The 19363-nt window shown below is 62.6% G+C and carries 23 protein-coding genes; 16 read left to right on the top strand and 7 right to left on the bottom strand.

Going from position 1 to position 19363, the window contains the following annotated elements:
* Positions 1-11: 11 nt before the first annotated feature.
* On the top strand, positions 12-878 hold the full coding sequence (locus tag AC1DSF_RS00555; protein WP_478097890.1) for an amidohydrolase family protein: 867 nt from the start codon (positions 12-14) through the stop codon (positions 876-878).
* Positions 879-884: 6 nt separating this feature from the next.
* On the opposite strand, the gene kefC is transcribed toward AC1DSF_RS00555, so the two are convergent.
* Together kefC and kefF are read right to left on the bottom strand one after the other, a co-directional pair.
* On the bottom strand, positions 885-2732 hold the full coding sequence (kefC, locus tag AC1DSF_RS00550; RefSeq protein ID WP_478124774.1) for a glutathione-regulated potassium-efflux system protein KefC: 1848 nt from the start codon (positions 2730-2732) through the stop codon (positions 885-887).
* Positions 2733-2734: 2 nt separating this feature from the next.
* On the bottom strand, positions 2735-3373 hold the full coding sequence (kefF, locus tag AC1DSF_RS00545) for a glutathione-regulated potassium-efflux system oxidoreductase KefF (protein ID WP_478125272.1): 639 nt from the start codon (positions 3371-3373) through the stop codon (positions 2735-2737).
* 67 nt (positions 3374-3440) lie between these two features.
* Between kefF and AC1DSF_RS00540 the strand changes: the two genes are divergently transcribed.
* Together AC1DSF_RS00540 and AC1DSF_RS00535 are read left to right on the top strand one after the other, a co-directional pair.
* On the top strand, positions 3441-4061 hold the full coding sequence (locus tag AC1DSF_RS00540) for a nucleotide-binding protein (protein ID WP_478125271.1): 621 nt from the start codon (positions 3441-3443) through the stop codon (positions 4059-4061).
* Positions 4062-4142: 81 nt separating this feature from the next.
* The gene (locus tag AC1DSF_RS00535; protein WP_478124773.1) at positions 4143-4601 is read left to right on the top strand and encodes a MaoC family dehydratase; all 459 of its coding nucleotides are present in this window, start codon (positions 4143-4145) and stop codon (positions 4599-4601) included.
* Between the two features lie 123 nt (positions 4602-4724).
* Here AC1DSF_RS00535 and trmL read toward each other — a convergent pair whose 3' ends face one another.
* Both trmL and AC1DSF_RS00525 read right to left on the bottom strand, forming a co-directional pair.
* The gene (trmL, locus tag AC1DSF_RS00530; RefSeq protein WP_478124772.1) at positions 4725-5186 is read right to left on the bottom strand and encodes a tRNA (uridine(34)/cytosine(34)/5-carboxymethylaminomethyluridine(34)-2'-O)-methyltransferase TrmL; all 462 of its coding nucleotides are present in this window, start codon (positions 5184-5186) and stop codon (positions 4725-4727) included.
* A gap of 25 nt (positions 5187-5211) precedes the next feature.
* The gene (locus AC1DSF_RS00525) at positions 5212-5928 is read right to left on the bottom strand and encodes a ComF family protein (RefSeq protein WP_478124771.1); all 717 of its coding nucleotides are present in this window, start codon (positions 5926-5928) and stop codon (positions 5212-5214) included.
* A 22-nt stretch (positions 5929-5950) separates the two neighbouring features.
* On the opposite strand from AC1DSF_RS00525, the gene AC1DSF_RS00520 reads away from it, so the two are divergent.
* The 8 genes from AC1DSF_RS00520 to AC1DSF_RS00485 all read left to right on the top strand — a co-directional run bounded on the left by AC1DSF_RS00520 (position 5951) and on the right by AC1DSF_RS00485 (position 12277).
* Positions 5951-6865, top strand: a complete 915-nt coding sequence (locus AC1DSF_RS00520; RefSeq protein WP_478124770.1) for a biotin synthase — start codon at positions 5951-5953, stop codon at positions 6863-6865.
* A gap of 121 nt (positions 6866-6986) precedes the next feature.
* Positions 6987-7463 (top strand): DUF2244 domain-containing protein, encoded by a 477-nt coding sequence (locus AC1DSF_RS00515; RefSeq protein ID WP_286567805.1) that lies wholly within the window; start codon positions 6987-6989, stop codon positions 7461-7463.
* 67 nt (positions 7464-7530) lie between these two features.
* Positions 7531-8709, top strand: coding sequence for a cytochrome c oxidase subunit II (coxB, locus tag AC1DSF_RS00510; protein WP_478124769.1), 1179 nt, complete (start codon positions 7531-7533; stop codon positions 8707-8709).
* A gap of 41 nt (positions 8710-8750) precedes the next feature.
* Complete coding sequence (gene ctaD, locus AC1DSF_RS00505; protein ID WP_478124768.1) at positions 8751-10382, top strand: cytochrome c oxidase subunit I; 1632 nt, start codon at positions 8751-8753, stop codon at positions 10380-10382.
* Positions 10383-10395: 13 nt separating this feature from the next.
* Entirely contained in the window at positions 10396-10506 is a 111-nt protein-coding gene (locus AC1DSF_RS00500; RefSeq protein WP_478124767.1) for a cytochrome oxidase small assembly protein, read from the top strand.
* A gap of 8 nt (positions 10507-10514) precedes the next feature.
* On the top strand, positions 10515-11132 hold the full coding sequence (locus AC1DSF_RS00495; protein WP_478124766.1) for a cytochrome c oxidase assembly protein: 618 nt from the start codon (positions 10515-10517) through the stop codon (positions 11130-11132).
* On the top strand, positions 11129-11344 hold the full coding sequence (locus AC1DSF_RS00490) for a DUF2970 domain-containing protein (protein ID WP_478124765.1): 216 nt from the start codon (positions 11129-11131) through the stop codon (positions 11342-11344). Before AC1DSF_RS00495 ends, AC1DSF_RS00490 begins: the two co-directional genes overlap by 4 nt.
* 51 nt (positions 11345-11395) lie before the next feature.
* Complete coding sequence (locus AC1DSF_RS00485) at positions 11396-12277, top strand: cytochrome c oxidase subunit 3 (protein ID WP_478124764.1); 882 nt, start codon at positions 11396-11398, stop codon at positions 12275-12277.
* A gap of 72 nt (positions 12278-12349) precedes the next feature.
* Here the strand turns inward: AC1DSF_RS00485 and AC1DSF_RS00480 are convergent, their stop codons facing one another.
* Positions 12350-12571, bottom strand: a complete 222-nt coding sequence (locus AC1DSF_RS00480; protein WP_478124763.1) for a twin transmembrane helix small protein — start codon at positions 12569-12571, stop codon at positions 12350-12352.
* Between the two features lie 36 nt (positions 12572-12607).
* Between AC1DSF_RS00480 and AC1DSF_RS00475 the strand changes: the two genes are divergently transcribed.
* Genes AC1DSF_RS00475 through AC1DSF_RS00455 form a run of 5 tightly spaced genes read left to right on the top strand, consistent with a single transcriptional unit; the run spans position 12608 to position 16792 of the window.
* Entirely contained in the window at positions 12608-13405 is a 798-nt protein-coding gene (locus tag AC1DSF_RS00475; RefSeq protein ID WP_478124762.1) for an SURF1 family protein, read from the top strand.
* Positions 13344-14072, top strand: a complete 729-nt coding sequence (locus AC1DSF_RS00470) for an SCO family protein (RefSeq protein WP_478124761.1) — start codon at positions 13344-13346, stop codon at positions 14070-14072. Before AC1DSF_RS00475 ends, AC1DSF_RS00470 begins: the two co-directional genes overlap by 62 nt.
* Before the next feature lie 7 nt (positions 14073-14079).
* On the top strand, positions 14080-15264 hold the full coding sequence (locus AC1DSF_RS00465) for a COX15/CtaA family protein (RefSeq protein ID WP_478124760.1): 1185 nt from the start codon (positions 14080-14082) through the stop codon (positions 15262-15264).
* Positions 15261-16166 carry a heme o synthase gene (gene cyoE, locus AC1DSF_RS00460; RefSeq protein WP_478124759.1) on the top strand — a complete coding sequence of 302 codons (906 nt, stop codon included), beginning with the start codon at positions 15261-15263 and terminating at the stop codon, positions 16164-16166. Before AC1DSF_RS00465 ends, cyoE begins: the two co-directional genes overlap by 4 nt.
* On the top strand, positions 16163-16792 hold the full coding sequence (locus AC1DSF_RS00455; protein ID WP_478124758.1) for an SCO family protein: 630 nt from the start codon (positions 16163-16165) through the stop codon (positions 16790-16792). Before cyoE ends, AC1DSF_RS00455 begins: the two co-directional genes overlap by 4 nt.
* Positions 16793-16902: 110 nt before the next feature.
* Here the strand turns inward: AC1DSF_RS00455 and rpoH are convergent, their stop codons facing one another.
* Positions 16903-17844 carry an RNA polymerase sigma factor RpoH gene (gene rpoH, locus AC1DSF_RS00450; RefSeq protein ID WP_478124757.1) on the bottom strand — a complete coding sequence of 314 codons (942 nt, stop codon included), beginning with the start codon at positions 17842-17844 and terminating at the stop codon, positions 16903-16905.
* 263 nt (positions 17845-18107) lie between these two features.
* A complete protein-coding gene (ftsY, locus tag AC1DSF_RS00445) occupies positions 18108-19361 on the bottom strand; it encodes a signal recognition particle-docking protein FtsY (RefSeq protein WP_478124756.1) in 1254 nt (417 codons plus the stop codon).
* Positions 19362-19363 lie beyond the last annotated feature (2 nt).

Below are 19363 nucleotides of genomic sequence, written 5' to 3'. Positions count from 1 at the left end.
GAGACACTGCCATGGACTATCAGAACCTCATCGCGATCGACACGCATACGCATGCCGAAGTGAGTTGCTGGAATCCCTTTGATAACTACGGCGAGGAATACGATCGCGCCGCGGACAAATATTTCAGGTCGAGCCGCCGCCCGACCATCCAGGAGAGCATCGACTACTACCGCGAGCGCAAGATCGGCCTGGTGATGTTCATGGTCGATGCCGAGTCGAACATGGGTCGGCGCCGCATTCCCAACGAGGAGATCGCCGAAGCGGCCCAGAAGAACTCCGACATCATGATTGCGTTTGCCAGCATCGATCCGCACAAAGGAAAGATGGGCGCACGCGAAGCGCGGCGATTGATCGAGGAGCACGGCGTCAAGGGCTTCAAGTTCCATCCCACAGTGCAGGGTTTCCACCCGTACGACAAGATGGCCTGGCCGATCTACGAAGTGATCAATGAGTACGCGCTGCCGGCGGTCTTTCATACGGGGCACAGCGGCATCGGCTCGGGCATGCGCTGCGGTGGCGGCCTGCGGCTCGAGTACAGCAATCCGATGCACCTGGACGACGTCGCCATCGACTTCCCCGACATGCAGATCGTGATGGCGCATCCGAGCTTCCCATGGCAGGACGAGGCGCTCAGTGTTGCAACGCACAAGCCCAACGTCTGGATCGATCTCTCGGGCTGGAGCCCGAAGTACTTTCCCAAGCAGCTCGTGCAGTACGCCAACACGCTGCTCAAGGATCGCGTGCTGTTTGCGAGCGACTATCCGCTGATCACGCCCGACCGCTGGCTCAAGGATTTCGAGGATGCGGGGTTCAAGCCCGAGGTGGTGCCCGGCATCCTGAAGGACAACGCGGTTCGCTTGCTCAAGCTCGCGAAGTAAGGCGGGCTACGAGGTCTGCTCCTGCTCGTTCTTGTCCCAGTCAAGATGGGCGGTGCGTTGGCGGTGCTCTTCGCGCTCACGTGCGATCTGCTCTTCGAATTGATGGCGCCCTTCCTTTTGGGCGGCGATCAGCTTGGCGCGGTCCTTGTAGTGCGGATAGACCTCGTGCATGAGCTGGATATTGCGAAGCCTGAAATGCATCGCCGTTTCGCGCGCCTCGTGCGCGGGCCAGCCGAGGCCTTCGAGCACCGAGCGGGCGCTCCGTAGCGAAGACTCGAAGAGTTCCCGTTCGACGTGCTCGATCTTGCGGTCGAGCAGTTGATAAACGTGCGCCACATTGCGCGCGCGCGCAACGATCCTGGCGTTCGGGAAATTCTGCCGGACGAGATCGACGATTTTCAGCGACTGCTCCATGTCGTCGACCGCCACCACTACCACCTTCGCCGTGCCCGCGCCTGCGGTGCGCAGCAGGTCGAGCCGCGTTGCATCGCCATAAAAGACACGAAAGCCGAATTCACGCAAGCTTTCGATCGTGTCCGGATCATGGTCGAGCACGGTAATCTTCAAGCCCTGTGCGCTCAGCATGCGCCCAACGATCTGCCCATAGCGACCGAAGCCGCAAATGATCACCTTGGCGTCCTGTTGCTCTGAAATCTCCTCCATGGTCGTCGGCGCTTGGGTGCTGTAGCGCGGCATCACCCATTTGTCGATCGCCACCAGCAGCAGGGGCGAGATCAACATAGAAAGCGCCACTGCACCGATCAGGAACGATGCGACTCCGCGCGGCAGCACATCGGGGCCAGCGGCCTGAAACACCACGAAAGCGAATTCGCCGCCCTGCGCAAGCAGCAGCGTGAACACCGGCCGCTGCTGATGCGGCACGTGCATCAACTTCGCTAGCCCATAGATCACGCCGAACTTCAGCAGCATGAAGCCGATCACGACTGCCGCCATGAGCGCGGGGTGACTGAGCAACACGCCGAAGTCGATGCTCATGCCCACCGCAATGAAGAAGAGGCCCAGCAGGAGGCCCTTGAACGGTTCGATGTCGGTTTCCAGTTCGCGCCGGTATTCGCTTTCGGCGAGCAGCACGCCGGCCAGGAAAGCACCGAGCGCCATCGAGAGGCCGATGAATTGCATCAGCGCCGCGATTGCGACCACCAGCAGCAGCGAGGCGGCGGTGAAGATCTCGGGAGTCTTGCTGCGTGCGATCCACCTCAACAAAGGCCGGAGGGCGAGACGCCCGCCAATCACGATGCCGGCGATCACGCCGATGATCTTCAGCCCCTGCAGTGCCCGCTCAAATCCCGAAATGCCGTCGCTGGCGTCAGGACCGACGGCCAGAAGCGGAAGCAGCGCAAGGATCGGAATGGCAGCCACGTCCTGGAAAAGCAGGATCGAGAAGCCGGCCTGCCCGCTCGGCGTCAGGAGCAGGTTGCGCTCGCCGAACACTTGCAGCGCGATCGCCGTGGACGACAGCGCCAGCCCCAGCGCTGCCACCAGCGCGACGCGCCAGTTTGCGCCCGCGAGGAAGCCGACCAGGAAGAGCACGGCGGCGCAGCCCAGCACCTGTGCCGAGCCCCAGCCGAAGATGGGTCCGCGCAGACTCCAGAGCCGCTTCGGCTCCAGTTCAAGGCCAACGAGGAAAAGCATGAGCACCACGCCGAACTCCGCGAAATGCAGGATGTCCTCGACATTGGTCACCAGCCCCAGTCCCCACGGTCCGATGGCAATGCCGGCGGCGAGATAGCCAATGATCGAACCCAGCCCGAGTGCCTTCGACAGTGGCACCACCAGCACCGCGGCGCCGAGGTAGATCAGTGAATTGATGAGCCAGACAGGGATGTGTGCCATCGTCAAGCCTCTTCCTGGCTCAGGGGGCGGTCGATTTCCGGCACGACGCAACTCGGGCAGGCGGCAATGTCGTCCATCTCCGGCCAGTTCGGATAGGTTCGAAGTCTTTCACTGAAGACTTCCACGTGTGCGGCAATCTCGGATGGCGGCGCGCTGCGGGCTCCATGAAACACCAGCGGCGGCAGGAAGCGCATGCCGCACAGTGCTGCGGTCTGCTCGTAGGGTGGCAGGAAGGCGTCGAAGAAATAGCGGTTGTAGCTTTGCGGGTGATAGCTCTCTTCAGGGCCGCCGGTGGTCGCGACCAGCCAGAAGTCCTTTCCTTCCAGCTTGCTGCCGCCCTTGCCGTAGGCCCAGCCATAGCTGAACACTTCATCGATCCAGAGCTTCTGGAGCGCCGGCATCGAATACCACTGAATAGGGTGCAGCAACACGAGTACGTCGGCGCGGGCCAGGCGCGCCTGCTCGGTCTTCACGTCGATGGAGTAGTCGGGATAGCTGTTGTAGAGATCGTTGACGTCGATGCCGGGTATCTCTCGCGCTGCCTTCAGCAACTGGAGATTGACCCGGGAATCGCGCCAGCGCGGATGCGCGGCGATCACGTAGATATGGGGCGTGCTTTCCGTGCTTGTTGTTGTCGGCATGCCGCGAACATAGCGCACTCCGCGGGCGGCTACCATGGCGCCTGTCTTCAGCCTCGAGGAGCCTCAGATGCCGGTGGTCCTGGTCGCCAATCCCAAGGGCGGGGTCGGCAAATCCACGCTCGCAACCAACGTCGCGGGCTACTTTGCCAGCGGTGGCCATCCGGTGATGCTGGGCGACATCGATCGCCAGCAGTCCTCCAAACTGTGGCTCGGCCTGCGCCCGCCCGTGGCGCGCGGGATCAGGACTTGGGACGCGACAGCGGACGGCGACGTCGTTCGCCCGCCGCGCGGAACCACGCATGCCGTCATCGACACCCCCGCCGGGCTGCACGGCTCGCGCTTCAAGGACGTCGTCGCCTTGGCCGACAAGGTGCTGGTGCCGCTGCAGCCGAGCATCTTCGACATCTACGCGACGCGCGATTTCCTGGACCGTCTGCTGTCGCATCGCCGGGTCGACAAAACGCAGGTCGCGCTGGTCGGCATGCGGGTCGACGCGCGAACCCTGGCGGCCGATCGCCTGCGCGAATTCGTTGCCGGTCTTGAAGTGCCGGTCCTCGGCGAATTGAGGGATACCCAGAACTATGTGCAACTTGCCGCGCGCGGGCTGACGCTGTTCGACATCGCGCCGGGGCGCGTGCAGCGTGACCTGGAGCAATGGGCGCCGATCTGCCGCTGGCTGGACGCTTGAGGCATCGCTCGTGGTTTTCCCTGAACATGCATGTCGCAGCGTCGACACCCGCAACCGAACCAGACCGCTACAGTGATCCGCATGAAACAGACATTCCAGACTCTCGAGGATCTCGCCGCATGCGTCGGCCAGGAAGTCGCCGTGAGCGACTGGATCACCATCACGCAAGAGCAGGTCAACCTGTTTGCGGAGGCCACGGGGGATCACCAGTGGATTCACGTGGATGTCGAGCGGGCCAAAGCCGGGCCGTTCGGCGCGCCCATTGCACATGGGTTCCTCACGCTGTCCTTGCTCCCCCGCATCTATGAGACTTCCTTCAGCGTGGTCGAGTCGCGCATGGGCGTCAATTACGGATTGAACCGGGTTCGATTCATGTCGCCGGTGCCGGTGGGCGGGCGCGTCCGTGGTCGTATGAAGCTCTTGACTTCGGAGCCGATCGCCAATGATGGGCTGCAGATGACTTGGGAGACCACCATCGAACTGGAGGGCTCTCCGAAGCCGGCCTGCGTGGCTGAGTCTGTGGTCCGACGGTATAAGTAGCTCGCCCCCAGGCTGCGCGCACTTCGTGTCGCTTCGCCTTCCCTCTACCGGGGGCACCACCAGCGGCCCGGCGGAGCCGGTTCCGCGGTGGTTCTGGGAGGGGAGCGGGGTGCGGCGCTCTTTTTATGCAAATCCGTTTTGGCGCCAGGCTTCGAAGACTGTGACTGCGACGGCGTTGGAGAGATTGAGGCTGCGCTGGCCTTCTCGCATGGGGAGGCGCAGGCGTTGGGGTTCGGGGAATTGTTCGCGCAGTTCGGGGGCCAGGCCTCGGGTTTCTGAGCCGAAGATCAGCCAGTCGCCGGGGTGGAAGGCTACGTCGTGGACCTGGCGGGTTCCGCGGGTGGTGAGGGCGAACATTCGATCCGATGGGGGGCGCTCGGTTTCGAGCAGCGCCTGCCACGTGGGGTGCCGGCGGACTTCGGCGTATTCGTGATAGTCGAGGCCGGCCCGGCGCAGGAGTTTGTCGTCCATCGAAAAACCCAGAGGCTCCACCAGATGCAAGGTGCAGCCGGTGTTGGCCGCCAAGCGGATGACGTTGCCGGTGTTGGGCGGGATTTCGGGTTCGACGAGAACGATGTGAAACATGGGGCAATTGTCGCGAGGGGCGTGTTCAGGGCGTTGCCTCGGTGCGCGCGAGCACGATGGCGGTGATGTGCGCCGCGCCGCCCAGCCGCAGCACCTGCGCTGCGGCGAAGAGCGAAGCGCCGGTGGTCATGACGTCGTCGACCAGCACCACGCGACGGTTCCGAACAGCCGTTGGCTTGAGCGGCTCCAAGGCAAATGCGCCGCGCAGGTTGCTCAGGCGCTCGACTCGGGTCAAGCCGCTTTGGGCGCTCGTTTCGCGGGTTCGCAGGAGTACGCCGGCATCGGTCTTTCGCGGCGCCAGCCGGCGTGCGAGTTCATGGGCCTGATTGAAGCCTCTTTCGCGCAGACGGGCCGGCGCCAACGGCATCGGCAACAGCAGGTCGGCGTTTTCGATCGCCCGCTCGACCCAGGGTGCACTTCGGAGCAATGTTGCCAGCGGTGCGGCCAGTCCGGCGTCGCCGCGAAACTTGAATTCAGCAATGCACTCCGGCCAGGGCCACACATACGCGCAGGCTGCAAGGCAGGCATCGAGCGGAGGTGGGTCGCGCAGACAGCCGCCGCACCGGTCGATACCCGCCGGGACAGCCAAGGCGCAGGTGACGCATCGCGGCACGGGTGGCGCAAAGCGAGCCACGCACGCATCGCACACCGGCCGGGCGGGCCACGTGCGACACACGAAGCACTGGCTCGGCACGCGAGCCGCAATGGATGAAAAAGTCCTTTCGGACCAGCTTTTGAACATCCCTCAATATACTGAGCGGCTCATGCCTCCCGACTCTCCCCAGCGACCGCCGACCATCGATGCCACGGCGGCTGGCCGCTGGAGCCGCCTCGCGCAAGCCGCCGCTTCTCCTTGGCTGCACGAGGAAATAGGACGGCGCATGGAAGACCGGCTTCAGTGGATCAAGGCGCAGCCGCGCCACTGGGCCGATTGGTCGCCGCTTCGCGGGGGCCTTGAGGCGCACGCATTGGTCGCCCGCCGCTACCGAAACGCCACCGCCTACGTCGTCGAGCCCGAGCCGTCGCTCGTGGCGCCGACCGCGAAGGTGCTCGCCGCGCCCTGGTGGACGGCACGGCGTTGGCAGGAGGCGCAAGCAACCTTCGATGCGCCGCCCGACGAGGGCGTGGACCTGCTGTGGGCGAACATGGCGCTGCACATGGCGGCCGACCCGGGCGCGCTGATCGGCGAATGGCATCGTCGGGTGGCGACAGATGGCTTCCTGATGTTCTCCTGCTTCGGACCCGACACCTTGATGGAGCTGCGCGCGCTTTACCAGCGGCTCGGATGGCCGCCCGCAAGCCATGAGTTCACCGACATGCACGATTGGGGCGACATGCTCGTCGGCGCCGGCTTCGCAGAACCCGTGATGGACATGGAGCGGATCGTCCTGACGTGGGCCGATGCCGATGCCGCCGTGGCTGAGTTGCGCACCCTCGGGCGAAACCTGCACCCGAGTCGATTTGCAGCATTGCGCGGCAGAGGCTGGCGCCAGGCGCTCGGCCGTGCGCTGCCCGAACTCGCGCCGGCAGCAGACGGGGGAGGGCGCATCGCACTGACCTTCGAAATCATCTACGGCCATGCATTCAAACCCGCACCGCGAGTCGCCTTGTCGGCCGAAAGCGCGGTATCTCTTCGAGAGATGCGATCGATGCTTCAGCGCGGTCGCCCAGGCGCATGAGAGGGTGCTGCTTCACCGCTACAATCCGGCGCTGCGTGAACTCCCGGGTATTGTCCCGTGATCGAGGTCTGTCGAATATGGGTTCGACAGAGATCGACGCACCGATTTGCTGAACTCGCCCGTGTCGAATTCCGTGTTTCGTTTTGCCACTGTTTCAGGCCAGAGCATCCACTGGTTCCTGAAGCGCAATTGCTCGGTCACGCCGAGCCAGCTTGGCTGGCTCTACGCGTCGCTCTGCGTGGTATCACTTGGCATCGGAACCGTTTTCTGGCTGAACGGCGCACGGCTCGTGTTGCCGTTCGCCTGGCTTGAACTCGCCGCAGTGGGTTTCGCGTTCGTCCTGTATGCGCGGCATGCGACCGACGGCGAAAAGATCGCCTTGCAGGGCGGCCGGTTGGTGGTCGAACTCGAGAACGGTGGGCACTACGAGCGTACGGAATTCTTGCCGCACCAGGTGCGGGTCGAGCCTCAGGACAGCGATCGTTCGCTGATCGAGGTCTCGGGTCAGGGTCGTTCGGTCAGGGTGGGGCGGTATGTGCGCCCGGAGTTGCGCGCAGCGTTGGCGCGTGAGATTCGCATGGCATTGCGAAGTGCCTGAGCAGGCATTCGCAGTGTTTCACCGTGGGGACCGGTGGGGTTAACTGGAAAATGAAGAAGTGAACACGATGAAGAGCATTTGGCGCAACAAGATCTTGCCGGCGAATTTGCTGCTGGCGGCCGGCGCGGCTTTCAGTGGCGCGGCGCATGCAGTCAATGACCTGCCCGGCGGACCGTCCGTGCGTCAACTGAATCTCCCTGTGGGCGTCACCAAGATCGCCCAGGAGCAGCATTTCCTGCACACGGTGATGCTGGCCTTGTGCACCGTAATCTTCGTGGCGGTGTTCGCCGTCATGTTCTATTCGATCTGGAAGCATCGCAGGTCCGTCGGCCACAAGGCCGCCAACTTCCATGAGTCCGTGGTGGTCGAAGTCATCTGGACCATCGTCCCCTTCGTCATCGTCATCCTGATGGCGCTGCCGGCCACCCGGGTGCTCGTCGCACAGAAGGACACGACCAACTCCGACCTCACCATCAAGGTCACCGGCTACCAGTGGAAGTGGGGCTACGACTACATCAAGGGCGAAGGCGAGGGCCTTTCGTTCATCTCCACGCTGGACGCCTCCCACCGCGCCATGTCCGACGCGGGCGCCCGTGGTGACATTCCGGACAATTACCTTCTCAAGGTCGACAATCCGCTCGTGGTCCCCGTCGACACGAAGATTCGCATCATCACCACCGCCAACGACGTGATCCACGCATTTGCGGTTCCGCAATTCGGCATCAAGCAGGATGCAATCCCCGGTTTCGTCCGGGACACCTGGTTCCGCGCGGAAAAGGTGGGTGACTACTACGGGCAGTGCCAGGAGCTGTGCGGCAAGGAGCACGCCTTCATGCCGATTCACGTCAAGGTGATGGCGGCTGCCGACTACACCGCCTGGGTCGATGGCAAGCGCAAGGAAGCCGCTGCCAAGCAGGACGATCCGAACAAGGTCTGGACGCTGCCTGAATTGCTGGCGCGTGGCGAGAAGGTCTACGCGGCCACGTGCGCCGCCTGCCACCAGGCCAATGGCAAGGGCGCGGGCCCGGTCAAGCCGCTTGACGGCTCGGCGACGGTGCTCAACTCGGACCACAAGCTGCAACTTCACGTGGTGCTCAATGGTCAGAACAACGGGGCGATGCCCTCGTGGAAACAACTTAGCGACACCGACATCGCTGCCGTGGTGACTTTCACGAAGAATGCCTGGTCGAACAAGACGGGCCAACTGGTGCAGCCGGCTGAAGTGCTGGCCGAGCGCGGCAAGTAAGCCGCGAGCTCCACGAAGACGAGTTTGCAAGGAATATCAAGATGAGCGCAGTCCTCGATCCCCACGCCCACGGCCACGGCGACCATTCCCACGACGAGCACCACCACGCGCCGACCGGCTGGCGGCGGTGGGTTTTCGCGACCAATCACAAAGACATCGGAACGCTGTACCTGCTGTTCTCCTTCACGATGCTGATGGTCGGCGGCGTGCTGGCCTTGATGATTCGCGCTGAGCTGTTCCAGCCCGGCCTGCAACTGGTCAATCCCGAACTCTTCAACCAGTTCACGACCATGCACGGCCTGATCATGGTGTTCGGCGCGATCATGCCGGCGTTCGTGGGCTTCGCGAACTGGATGATTCCGATGCAGATCGGCGCATCCGACATGGCGTTCGCGCGCATGAACAACTTCAGCTTTTGGCTCCTGATCCCGGCCGCGCTGATGCTGGTCGGCTCGTTCTTCATGCCTGGCGGCGCACCCGCAGCCGGCTGGACGCTCTACGCGCCGCTGACCCTGCAAATGGGCCCCTCGATGGACGCAGGCATCTTCGCGATGCACATCATGGGTGCTTCGTCGATCATGGGCTCGATCAACATCATCGTGACCATCCTCAACATGCGCGCCCCGGGCATGACGCTGATGAAGATGCCGATGTTCTGCTGGACCTGGCTCATCACTGCCTACCTGTTGATCGCGGTGATGCCTGTGCTCGCAGGTGCGATCACCATGACGCTGACCGACCGGCACTTCGGCACCAGCTTCTTCAATCCCGCCGGTGGCGGCGATCCGGTGATGTACCAGCACATCTTCTGGTTCTTCGGCCACCCCGAGGTCTACATCATGATCTTGCCGGCGTTCGGCATCATCAGCCAGATCGTTCCGGCCTTCGCGCGCAAGCGGCTCTTCGGCTATGCCTCGATGGTGTATGCCACGTCTTCGATTGCCATCCTGTCGTTCATCGTGTGGGCGCACCACATGTTCACGACCGGCATGCCGCTCACGGGCCAGCTGTTCTTCATGTACGCGACGATGCTGATCGCCGTGCCCACGGCCGTGAAGATCTTCAACTGGATTGCGACCATGTGGCAGGGCTCGATGACCTTCGAGACGCCGATGCTGTTTGCCGTCGGCTTCATCTTCGTGTTCACCATGGGCGGGTTCACGGGGCTGATCCTCGCGGTCGCGCCCATCGACACGCAGTTGCAGGACACCTACTACGTTGTCGCCCACTTCCACTACGTTCTGGTGGCAGGTTCGCTTTACGCGATGTTCGCCGGCTTCTACTACTGGTCGCCCAAGTGGACCGGTGTCATGTACAACGAAACGCGCGGCAAGATTCACTTCTGGTGGTCGCTCATCTCGTTCAACCTGGCCTTCTTCCCGATGCACTTTCTGGGCTTGGCCGGCATGCCGCGTCGCTATGCCGACTACCCGATGCAGTTTGCGGACTTCAACGCTGTTGCCAGCGTGGGCGCATTCGCCTTCGGACTGGCCCAGGTCTACTTCTTCTTCTTCATCGTGCTACCCACCATGCTCGGCAAGGGCGAGAAGGCCGGGCAGAAACCTTGGGAAGCCGCCGAAGGGCTCGAATGGGAAGTGCCTTCGCCCGCACCTTTCCACACCTTCGAAACTCCGCCCAAGCTGGACGCAACCGCTACCAAGGTCATCGGCTGAAGGGCCGCGCGCCATGACACCTGAACAAAAGAGGAACAATCGTCGCATGGGGCTCACGCTGGCCTCCATTGCGCTGCTGTTCTTCATCGGCTTCATCATCCGCATGGTCTGGATCGGGCATTAGGCGCACCCATGGCCATCGGTCAACGTATCCGTCGCGAAAACGTCCGCATGGTCGGCAAACTGGCCATTGTGGCGGCCGGCATGTTCGGATTCGGCTATGCGCTGGTACCCGTCTACCGGGCTATTTGCGAAATGACCGGCATCAATATCCTGGCGCTGTCGGAACTCGAGGTTCCAGGCGGGGCGTCGGGTGGCAAGAGCGTTCGCCTGCCTGACAACTCGCAGGTGGACATGAGTCGCACGATCACCGTGGAGTTTGATACGAACGTCCGCGGGCTGTGGGACTTCAAGCCCGCGCAGAACTCGATGCAAGTGCATCCGGGCGAACTCCACACCGTGATGTACGAGTTCCAGAACGTGCAGGACCGCCGGATGTCCGCGCAGGCGATCCCGAGCTATGCCCCGCAGCAGGCAGCGCCGTATTTCAATAAGCTCCAATGCTTCTGTTTCAACCAGTACACGCTGGATCCGGGCGAGAAGAAGGAGTGGCCCGTGGCGTTCGTCATCGACCCGAAGATTTCCAAGGACGTCAAGACGATTACGCTGTCGTACACATTCTTCGAGGTCGGCGGGAAGACGCCTGCAGCGCCCGTGGCCAGCAACGCGGCAGTGGGGCCTCGCTCATGACTGCGCCCGTCGGACAGCAAAAGAAGTCAGGGTCGCTGCTGCGAACGGCCAGGGCGGTTGCCTGGTCGTTCTTTGGCGTGCGCAGGAACAGCGGGTTTCAGGATGACCTCGCGAAACTCAACCCGCTGCACATCATTGCAGTTGCACTCGTTGCGGTGGCGCTCTTTGTCTGCGCCTTGATCCTGCTCGTGCGCTGGGTTGCCGCATCCTGAAGAAAAAGACCTACAGAATCTGAACCGAGAGAGAAGAAAGCCAGACCTGATATGAGTTCAACCACGCACGGCAACACGCCCTATTACTTCGTGCCCGGGCCTTCTGCCTACCCGGTGATGGCCGCGACAGGCCTGCTCTTCGTCATTTTGGGAGCGGCCCAGTGGATCAATGGCCATCAATGGGGCGCCTGGTCGCTGCTGGCTGGGATGATCGGTTGGCTGGGCACGCTCTTCGTGTGGTTCCGCACGGCGATCGGCGAAAGCGAGAGCGGCCAGTACGGCTACAAGGTCGACCTCTCGTTCCGCTGGAGCATGAGCTGGTTCATCTTCTCGGAAGTGATGTTCTTCGGCGCCTTCTTCACCGCGCTGTGGTGGGCTCGGACTCATTCGCTGCCGTCCCTCGGCAGCCTGGACAACGCACTTCTTTGGCCCGACTTCAAGGCCGTCTGGCCGACGATGGCCGCAGGCGCGACCGGCTCACCGGCCGACATCGTCGAGCCCTTCCAGACGGTTGGACCCTTCTGGCTGCCGACCATCAATACGGCGTTGCTCCTGAGTTCGGGTGTGACGCTCACGATCGCCCACCACGCGCTGCGTGCGGGCCATCGTGCGCAGACCGTCCGGTTCATGTGGCTAACCGTGTTGCTGGGCCTGACATTCCTGTTCGTGCAGGGCTACGAATACCATCACCTATATACCGAGCTGAATCTGAAGCTGAGTTCCGGCACGTACGGCTCGACCTTCTTCATGCTGACAGGCTTCCACGGCCTGCACGTGTTCATCGGTATGCTGATGTTGCTCTTCATCACCTTGCGCATTCGTGCGGGGCACTTCACGCCGGAGCGTCACTTCGGCTTTGAGGGGGCGGCGTGGTATTGGCACTTTGTCGACGTCGTGTGGCTCGGTCTGTACATCACGGTCTATTGGCTTTGAGTAAGAACGACGGCACAAGAAAAAAAGCGCCGCAAGGCGCTTTTTTCATGGTTCTCGGGAAACGATCAGCAGCTACTTGCCGACCGGAAGACCCCCTGGCTGGATGTAGCCGAGTTTCCACGCCACCAGAATGCAAAGGAACAAAACGACCGAGAGGGCAATCCGAACGGTCAGCGCGCGCGCCATGCCGCCACTTTTGGCTCGTCCATTGCGCCCGTCCTTCAGCATGAAAAAGAGCGCAAATCCGAGGCTCGCCAGAATGCCCGCAAAGGCGAGGGCGACAAAGTATTTCATGACCCACATTATCGGCCGCAGAGGCCGCATCATGGTTTGAACACAGATCTTTCGGCCACGGGACCGCGCTCCCGTGGCGGTCGTTTCTGGCTGATCACCGCGGTCGCCCTGATCACCATTGCGGGTACCGCGGCGCTGGGTCGCTGGCAGCTCTCGCGCGCTGCGCAGAAGGAAGCCATCCAGGCCGAGATCGATGCGCAGAAGAACCTTCCTCCGCTCGATCAGCAAGCCTTTCTTGCACTCGAAAACCCAGCGTCCACACTCCACAGGCCGGTCCGCTTGCGGGGGCTCTGGCTGACACCCCACACCGTGTATCTGGACAATCGCCAGATGCATGGCGTGCCGGGTTTTTATGTGCTGACGCCGTTCGCGATCGAGGGAACCAACCAGACCGTGATGATCCAGCGTGGCTGGATCCAACGCAATTTCACGGAAAGAGCCCATCTCGAGCCCGTCGCCACTCCTTCCGGCCTGGTGGACGTGACGGCAAGCATCGCTCCGCCGCCAGCGCGCTTGCTCGATCTTGGGAAGGTCGAACAGGCCGCTGCAACGCCAACTGCCGCGGGGTCTTCGCCCATCCGGCAGAATCTCGACCTTGAAGCGTATCGGACCGAGACAGGACTGCCCCTGCGGACCGATATTTCGCTGCAGGAGACCGGTGAGCCATCCGAAGGTCTGCAGCGCGATTGGCCGGCTCCCGCACTCGGTGTCGAAAAGCACTACGGCTATGCGTTCCAGTGGTTCGGCTTGTCGGCTCTTGTCGTAATTCTCTATGTCTGGTTCCAACTCATCGCCCCCCTCCGCCGCCGCGCACGCCTTGCAGGCCGCCGCTGACGAGCCCCTTGGCCTGACCGTGCATTCCATGCCGTCGCCTCGCCAGGCACTCGCAGGTGCCGAAGCGCGCCGGACCGTGCTCGGGCGTTGGAAGATGGTCATCGTGCTGCTCTGCTGCGCTGCGCCAGTGGTCGCCTCCTACTTCACCTATTACGTGATTCGGCCCGAAGGCCGGAGTGTCTATGGCGAGCTGGTCGATCCGCAGCGCCCCGTTCCGAACATCGCGGGTACTTCACCCGACGGTGCGAAGTTTCAGCTTCCGGCGCTCAAGGGACAATGGTTGCTCGTCGCCGTCGCAAATGCTGCCTGCGATTCAGTCTGCGAGCAGCAGCTCTACTTGCAGCGGCAGCTTCGCGAGAGTCTCGGCCGCGAAAAGGATCGCCTGGACCGCGTATGGCTCGTCAGCGATGCGGCGCCGATCCCCGCGCGGCTTGAAGCCGCGCTGCGGGGCGCCACGGTTGTCCGGGTTCCTGCGGACCAGCTTGAACAGTGGCTGGCTCCCAGCGCAAGCCATGCGGTAGGCGAGCACCTCTACGTCGTCGATCCGATGGGCAACTGGATGATGCGTTTCCCTGCTCGCATGGACACCGCAGGCGCCAGCCGCGCCAAGCGAGACCTCGACAGGCTGTTGCGCGCTTCCGCGTCCTGGGACGAGCCGGGGCGCTGATTCGGCCATGGACCCAACCTCCCTCTACGACCTCACTCCCATCGCCTGGTTGATGGCCGTCGGCGTGCTGCTCGCGCTCGGACCGCTGATCTGGGTCTGGCGCCGCAATGCCGGTGCCGGTCCCGCACGTCGGCTGCACGCGCTGACCGTGCTCACGCTTTTCCTGACCTTCGATCTGACTTTGTTCGGTGCCTTCACGCGTCTCACGGACTCTGGCCTTGGCTGTCCCGATTGGCCGGGCTGCTATGGAAACGCCAGTCCGGTCGGAGCGCGCCACGACATCGCAATGGCGCAGGCGGCGCAGCCCACGGGTCCGGTCACGCATAGCAAGGCTTGGGTCGAAATGGTTCATCGCTATCTCGCCACCGGCGTCGGCGCTCTCATCTTGGCGCTGGCAGTGGCGACTTTGGTAGCGCGACGCCGTCAGCACCTTCCCGGCCATGCCGGTGGGCGTCCTTTGAGCGCCTGGTGGCCCGCGGCCACGCTGCTGTGGGTTTGCCTGCAAGGTGCGTTCGGCGCGCTCACCGTCACCTGGAGGCTCTTCCCCGCCATCGTCACGCTTCACCTCCTGGGGGCGATTGTCCTGCTGGCCCTGCTGTGCATCCAGGCCGTACGCTATCAGCAAGACGCCATGCAACGCTTGCCTACACCTCTGCCTGCGATTTTGCGCAATCTGCTGATTGCCACGTCCGCGCTGCTCGCACTGCAGATCGCGCTCGGCGGTTGGGTCAGCACCAACTATGCAGTCTTGGCTTGCACTCAGTTTCCGACTTGCCAGAACAGCTGGTGGCCGCCCATGAATTTTGCGCAAGGCTTTCAGCTGTGGCGACATCTTGGCGAGACCGCTGATGGCGTGCCGATCGACTTCACGGCGTTGACCGCGATCCACTATGCGCATCGCCTGATGGCCTACCTTGTCTTCATCGCGCTGGCTGTGCTTGGCTGGTCATTGCACCAGGTGAAGCCGCTGCGTCCGCAGGCCCGCTGGCTCGCAGGATTGGCGCTGCTCCAGCTCGCCACCGGCCTGGGCAACGTGCTTCTCGGCTGGCCGCTCGTCGCGGCCATCCTGCACACGGGCGGCGCCGCGGCGCTTGCGGTCGTCGTGACGTGGACCCTCTGCGAAAGCAGGCGCGAGCGAACGCTGGTGCCTGCCGGTGCTGGTGCGCGCCGCGAACGAATGGAGGCCGCATGAGTGCGCCAGTTTCCCTGCACGGGCCGACGACGGCGAGCGTGCTGCGCCAGTTCTACGCCCTCACCAAGCCGCGCGTCGTCCAGTTGATCGTCTTCTGCGCGCTGATCGGCATGGTGCTCGCGGTGCCGGGCGTGCCGGGTCTCGCCGAAGTGCAGCAGGGCGCGCTCGCATGCATCGGCATCTGGCTGGTCGCGGGGGCTGCGGCGGCATTCAACTGTCTGGTCGAAAAGGGCATCGACGCAAAGATGAAGCGAACCGCGTGGCGACCTACCGCTCGCGGAGAGCTGAGCGATCGACAGGCATTGATCTTCTCGGCCGTGCTGTGCAGCGCAGGGTCGGCGCTCCTGTGGTTCGCGGTCAATCCGCTCACGATGTGGCTCACATTCGCCACGTTCGTTGGCTATGCGGTCATCTACACGGTCATCCTCAAGCCGCTGACGCCCCAGAACATCGTGATCGGCGGCGCTTCAGGGGCCATGCCGCCGGTATTGGGATGGGCCGCAATGACGGGAGAAGTAAGCCCCGAAGCGTTGATCCTCTTCCTCATCATCTTCCTATGGACGCCACCGCATTTCTGGGCACTGGCGCTCTATCGGGTCGAGGACTATCGCAAGGCCGGCTTGCCGATGCTGCCGGTGACGCACGGAAACGAGTTCACGCGGCTGCACGTGTTGCTCTATACCTTCATCCTCTTTGCCGCCTGCCTCATGCCCTTCATCTATGGCATGAGCGGATGGCTCTATCTGGTCGTTGCGTTGGGCGTCAGCATCGGATTCACCGGCTATGCATTCGCGCTGTGGCGAAATTATTCCGATGCGCTCGCGCGCAAGACCTTTCGCTTTTCACTGATTCACCTGAGCGTGCTGTTTGCAGCGCTGCTCGTCGACCACTATCTTCGATGACTCCATCCATCAACAAGCGTCAGGCTCTCCGCAGAATCGCCCGGGCAACTGCAACGGTCGGTGTTGTCGCCATTGCGAGCCTCAACCTCTCAGGCTGCACTGAAGCAAAGCCGACGTTCAATGCGGTTGACATCACCGGCGCCGACTACGCCAAGGACTTTTCGCTGACCGATGCGAGCGGACGTGCGAGAACGATGGCGGATTTCAAGGGTAAGGTGGTCGTGCTGTTCTTTGGCTACGCCCAGTGTCCGGACGTCTGCCCGACGACCATGAGCGAAATGGCACAGGTGAAGCAGCAGTTGGGAAGCGATGGCGACAAGCTGCAGGTTCTGTTCGTCACGGTCGATCCGGAACGCGATACGCCGGAAGTCATGAAGGCGTACATGGGAGCTTTCGATCCTTCGTTCGTCGCGCTGATCCCCACGCCAGAGCAGCTTCCGGCGCTCGCCAAAGACTACAAGGTCTACTACAAGAAGGTCGACGGCAAGACTCCGACCAGCTACTCGATGGACCACTCAGCCGCTAGCTTCGTCTATGACCCGCAGGGGCGCCTGAGACTCTACATGCGCTATGGCGCGGGCGTTCCCGCGATGGTGGACGACATCAAGGCACTGCTCAAGTCCTGAGCAGCGCCCCCGCGGAAGCTGTAAGGGGGTGCCTGAGCCGCACCGCGCCAAAACGAAAAAACCCGGCCATCGGGCCGGGTTCATGGAGGGCAAAAGACGCGAAGCACGCGTTACGCGTATTCGGCGAGCGCCTTCTTCATCTTCTTCATGGCCGCCACTTCGATCTGGCGAATGCGTTCGGCGCTTACGCCGTAGACCGCGGCGAGATCATGAAGCGTCATGCCGCCCGATCCGTCGTCGTTCACCTTGAGCCAGCGCTCTTCGACAATTCGGCGGCTGCGATCGTCCAGCGACGCCAGTGCGGTCGAAATACCGTCGGTCGACAACCGATCACGTTGACGTGATTCGATCTGCGCAGTCGGCTCCTGGCTTGCGTCCGCCAGGTAGGCAATGGGGCCGAAGCCTTCATCGCCGTCGTCGGAAGGGCTCGGGTCCAGCAGCACGTCTCCGCCGGAGAGGCGCGTTTCCATTTCCAGCACTTCTTCCGGCTTCACGTTCAGGCGCGTGGCCATTTGCGTGACCTCGTCGGCGCTCAGGGTGTCACGGTGCGTGTCGCCGTCCAAGGCGGCGGCATCTGCCTTAAAGCCCTGTTTCATCGATCGCAGATTGAAGAAAAGCTTGCGCTGAGCCTTGGTCGTGGCGACCTTGACCATGCGCCAGTTCTTCAGGATGTACTCGTGAATCTCGGCCTTGATCCAGTGCATGGCATAGCTGACCAGCCGCACGCCCTGGTCCGGGTCGAAGCGCTTCACGGCCTTCATCAGGCCGACATTTCCTTCCTGGATCAGATCTCCGTGCGGCAGACCGTAGCCCAGGTATTGACGGGAAATCGAAATGACGAGGCGCAGGTGCGACAGGATCAACGCGCTGGCGGCTTCCAGGTCGTTGTGATCGCGCAGTTTGCGCGCAAAACCCTGCTCTTCCTCGAGCGTCAGCAAAGGCAGCCGGTTGGCTGCCGAGATATAGGCGTCCAGGTTACCCAGCGAGGGGACCATCGACCAGGGATTGGCGACGGCAAGCTGGTTGGCAGAGGCTCCAGACAGTGATGTCATTCGGGAAACTCCTTTGTTGATGACCATATTAGCACTCGATTAGACGGAGTGCTAAGGTCAGGGTTCCCACCTACTCTCTATGGGGTCGATAGCCAAAAGCCAACCAAAAACCCTCCGTGCTTTGTCAATCAAAGCAAAGGGGCGGCGGCTTACGCTAAATATGGCGGCGGGAAGCGGCAGTTCAAGGCGGCATTGCAAGGCTGCGCAACACTGCGCAAGGCGTGTATGACCGCCAAGAGCAAAGCCGGTTCCCTATCGCTCTTCTATCCAAGCAGCGCCTGGGCGAATTCCCGGGCGTTGAAGGTTTCCAGATCTTCCAGCTTTTCACCGACGCCGATGAAATAGACCGGGACCGGCCTTTCGCGGGCAATGGCGCAGAGCACGCCGCCCTTTGCCGTCCCGTCGAGCTTGGTGACGACCAAGCCGGTCAAGCCGAGTGCTTCGTCGAAGGCTCTTACCTGGGCGAGTGCGTTCTGACCGGTGTTTCCGTCGATAACGAGAAGCACCTCGTGCGGTGCGGTTGCGTCAGCGCGATTGACCACTCTCTTGATCTTCTTCAACTCGTCCATGAGGTGGATTTGAGTCGGCAGCCGCCCCGCCGTGTCGACCAGCACGACATCCTTGCCGCGCGCCTTGCCTGCTTGAACCGCATCGAAACTGACGGCCGCAGGATCCCCACCCTCCTGGCTGACGATCTCGACCGTATTTCGATCGGCCCAGACGAGCAACTGCTCTCGCGCTGCGGCTCGGAAGGTGTCGGCTGCGGCCAGCAGCACTGACGCGCCCTCATTGGCGAGATGCTTCGTCAGCTTTCCGATGGATGTGGTTTTCCCGGCGCCGTTCACACCGGCGACCATGATCACGGTCGGGGTGTATTCGCCGATCACGAGCGATTTTTCAAGCGGGCGCAGAAGATCCGTGATCGCGTCGGCCAAGAGGATCTTTACCTGGCCGGCATCAGTCGCCATATTGCTTTTGACGCGGCGTCGCAGATCGTCCAGCAAATGCTCGGTCGCTTTGACGCCTGTGTCGGCCATGAGCAGCGCTTCTTCGAGTTCCTCATAGAGGGCGTCGTCGATTTGGGCGTTGACGAAGGCCGCCGTGATGGTGTTGCCCGTCTTGCGCAGGCCGCTCTTGAGCTTGCCGAGCCATCCAGTCCGTTCAGGTGCAGGGGGCTCGACTGGCGGTGCAAGCACGATTGACGCTGGCGTCGGCACGGGCGGAGGGGAGGGAGGTAGCGCAAATGTCGGCGCAGGAGCGGGAGAAGGAGCAGGGGCGACGATGGACGCCTCCGATTTCTCCTGCAGTTCCTCCAACTTCGCAGGCGCGGGCAACGGCTCCGCTTCCGGCTTTGGGATCGTTGCAGGAGGGGCCGTCCGACCCCCAAACCAAGTCGAGGGCGAAAAGACCGATTTGGTGGCCGCAGGCTCGGCGGCCGGCTTGACTGGCAAAACCTCGGGCTCGGTCGCCGGGGCTGGCGCCTCGGAGGGCGGTTTTTTCTTGAAGAAACTGAACATTG

The sequence above is a fragment of the Variovorax sp. 01N429 genome, assembly GCF_056399425.1.
Note: the sequence above shows the minus strand (reverse complement) of the source record. Positions and strands in the feature narration are given on the sequence as shown.

Bases quoted from the DNA above. Each gene is read 5' to 3' on its own strand.
- kefC (WP_478124774.1), bottom strand. From the start codon at position 2,732: ATGGCACACATCCCTGTCTGGCTCATCAATTCACTGATCTACCTCGGC.
- cyoE (WP_478124759.1), top strand. From the start codon at position 15,261: ATGAGTGCGCCAGTTTCCCTGCACGGGCCGACGACGGCGAGCGTGCTG.
- AC1DSF_RS00495 (WP_478124766.1), top strand. From the start codon at position 10,515: ATGGCCATCGGTCAACGTATCCGTCGCGAAAACGTCCGCATGGTCGGC.
- AC1DSF_RS00555 (WP_478097890.1), top strand. From the start codon at position 12: ATGGACTATCAGAACCTCATCGCGATCGACACGCATACGCATGCCGAA.
- AC1DSF_RS00490 (WP_478124765.1), top strand. From the start codon at position 11,129: ATGACTGCGCCCGTCGGACAGCAAAAGAAGTCAGGGTCGCTGCTGCGA.
- trmL (WP_478124772.1), bottom strand. From the start codon at position 5,186: ATGTTTCACATCGTTCTCGTCGAACCCGAAATCCCGCCCAACACCGGC.
- AC1DSF_RS00455 (WP_478124758.1), top strand. From the start codon at position 16,163: ATGACTCCATCCATCAACAAGCGTCAGGCTCTCCGCAGAATCGCCCGG.
- AC1DSF_RS00470 (WP_478124761.1), top strand. From the start codon at position 13,344: ATGTCTGGTTCCAACTCATCGCCCCCCTCCGCCGCCGCGCACGCCTTG.
- kefF (WP_478125272.1), bottom strand. From the start codon at position 3,373: ATGCCGACAACAACAAGCACGGAAAGCACGCCCCATATCTACGTGATC.
- ftsY (WP_478124756.1), bottom strand. From the start codon at position 19,361: ATGTTCAGTTTCTTCAAGAAAAAACCGCCCTCCGAGGCGCCAGCCCCG.
- AC1DSF_RS00500 (WP_478124767.1), top strand. From the start codon at position 10,396: ATGACACCTGAACAAAAGAGGAACAATCGTCGCATGGGGCTCACGCTG.
- AC1DSF_RS00535 (WP_478124773.1), top strand. From the start codon at position 4,143: ATGAAACAGACATTCCAGACTCTCGAGGATCTCGCCGCATGCGTCGGC.
- coxB (WP_478124769.1), top strand. From the start codon at position 7,531: ATGAAGAGCATTTGGCGCAACAAGATCTTGCCGGCGAATTTGCTGCTG.
- AC1DSF_RS00540 (WP_478125271.1), top strand. From the start codon at position 3,441: ATGCCGGTGGTCCTGGTCGCCAATCCCAAGGGCGGGGTCGGCAAATCC.
- AC1DSF_RS00480 (WP_478124763.1), bottom strand. From the start codon at position 12,571: ATGAAATACTTTGTCGCCCTCGCCTTTGCGGGCATTCTGGCGAGCCTC.
- AC1DSF_RS00485 (WP_478124764.1), top strand. From the start codon at position 11,396: ATGAGTTCAACCACGCACGGCAACACGCCCTATTACTTCGTGCCCGGG.
- ctaD (WP_478124768.1), top strand. From the start codon at position 8,751: ATGAGCGCAGTCCTCGATCCCCACGCCCACGGCCACGGCGACCATTCC.
- AC1DSF_RS00520 (WP_478124770.1), top strand. From the start codon at position 5,951: ATGCCTCCCGACTCTCCCCAGCGACCGCCGACCATCGATGCCACGGCG.
- AC1DSF_RS00525 (WP_478124771.1), bottom strand. From the start codon at position 5,928: ATGTTCAAAAGCTGGTCCGAAAGGACTTTTTCATCCATTGCGGCTCGC.
- rpoH (WP_478124757.1), bottom strand. From the start codon at position 17,844: ATGACATCACTGTCTGGAGCCTCTGCCAACCAGCTTGCCGTCGCCAAT.
- AC1DSF_RS00465 (WP_478124760.1), top strand. From the start codon at position 14,080: ATGGACCCAACCTCCCTCTACGACCTCACTCCCATCGCCTGGTTGATG.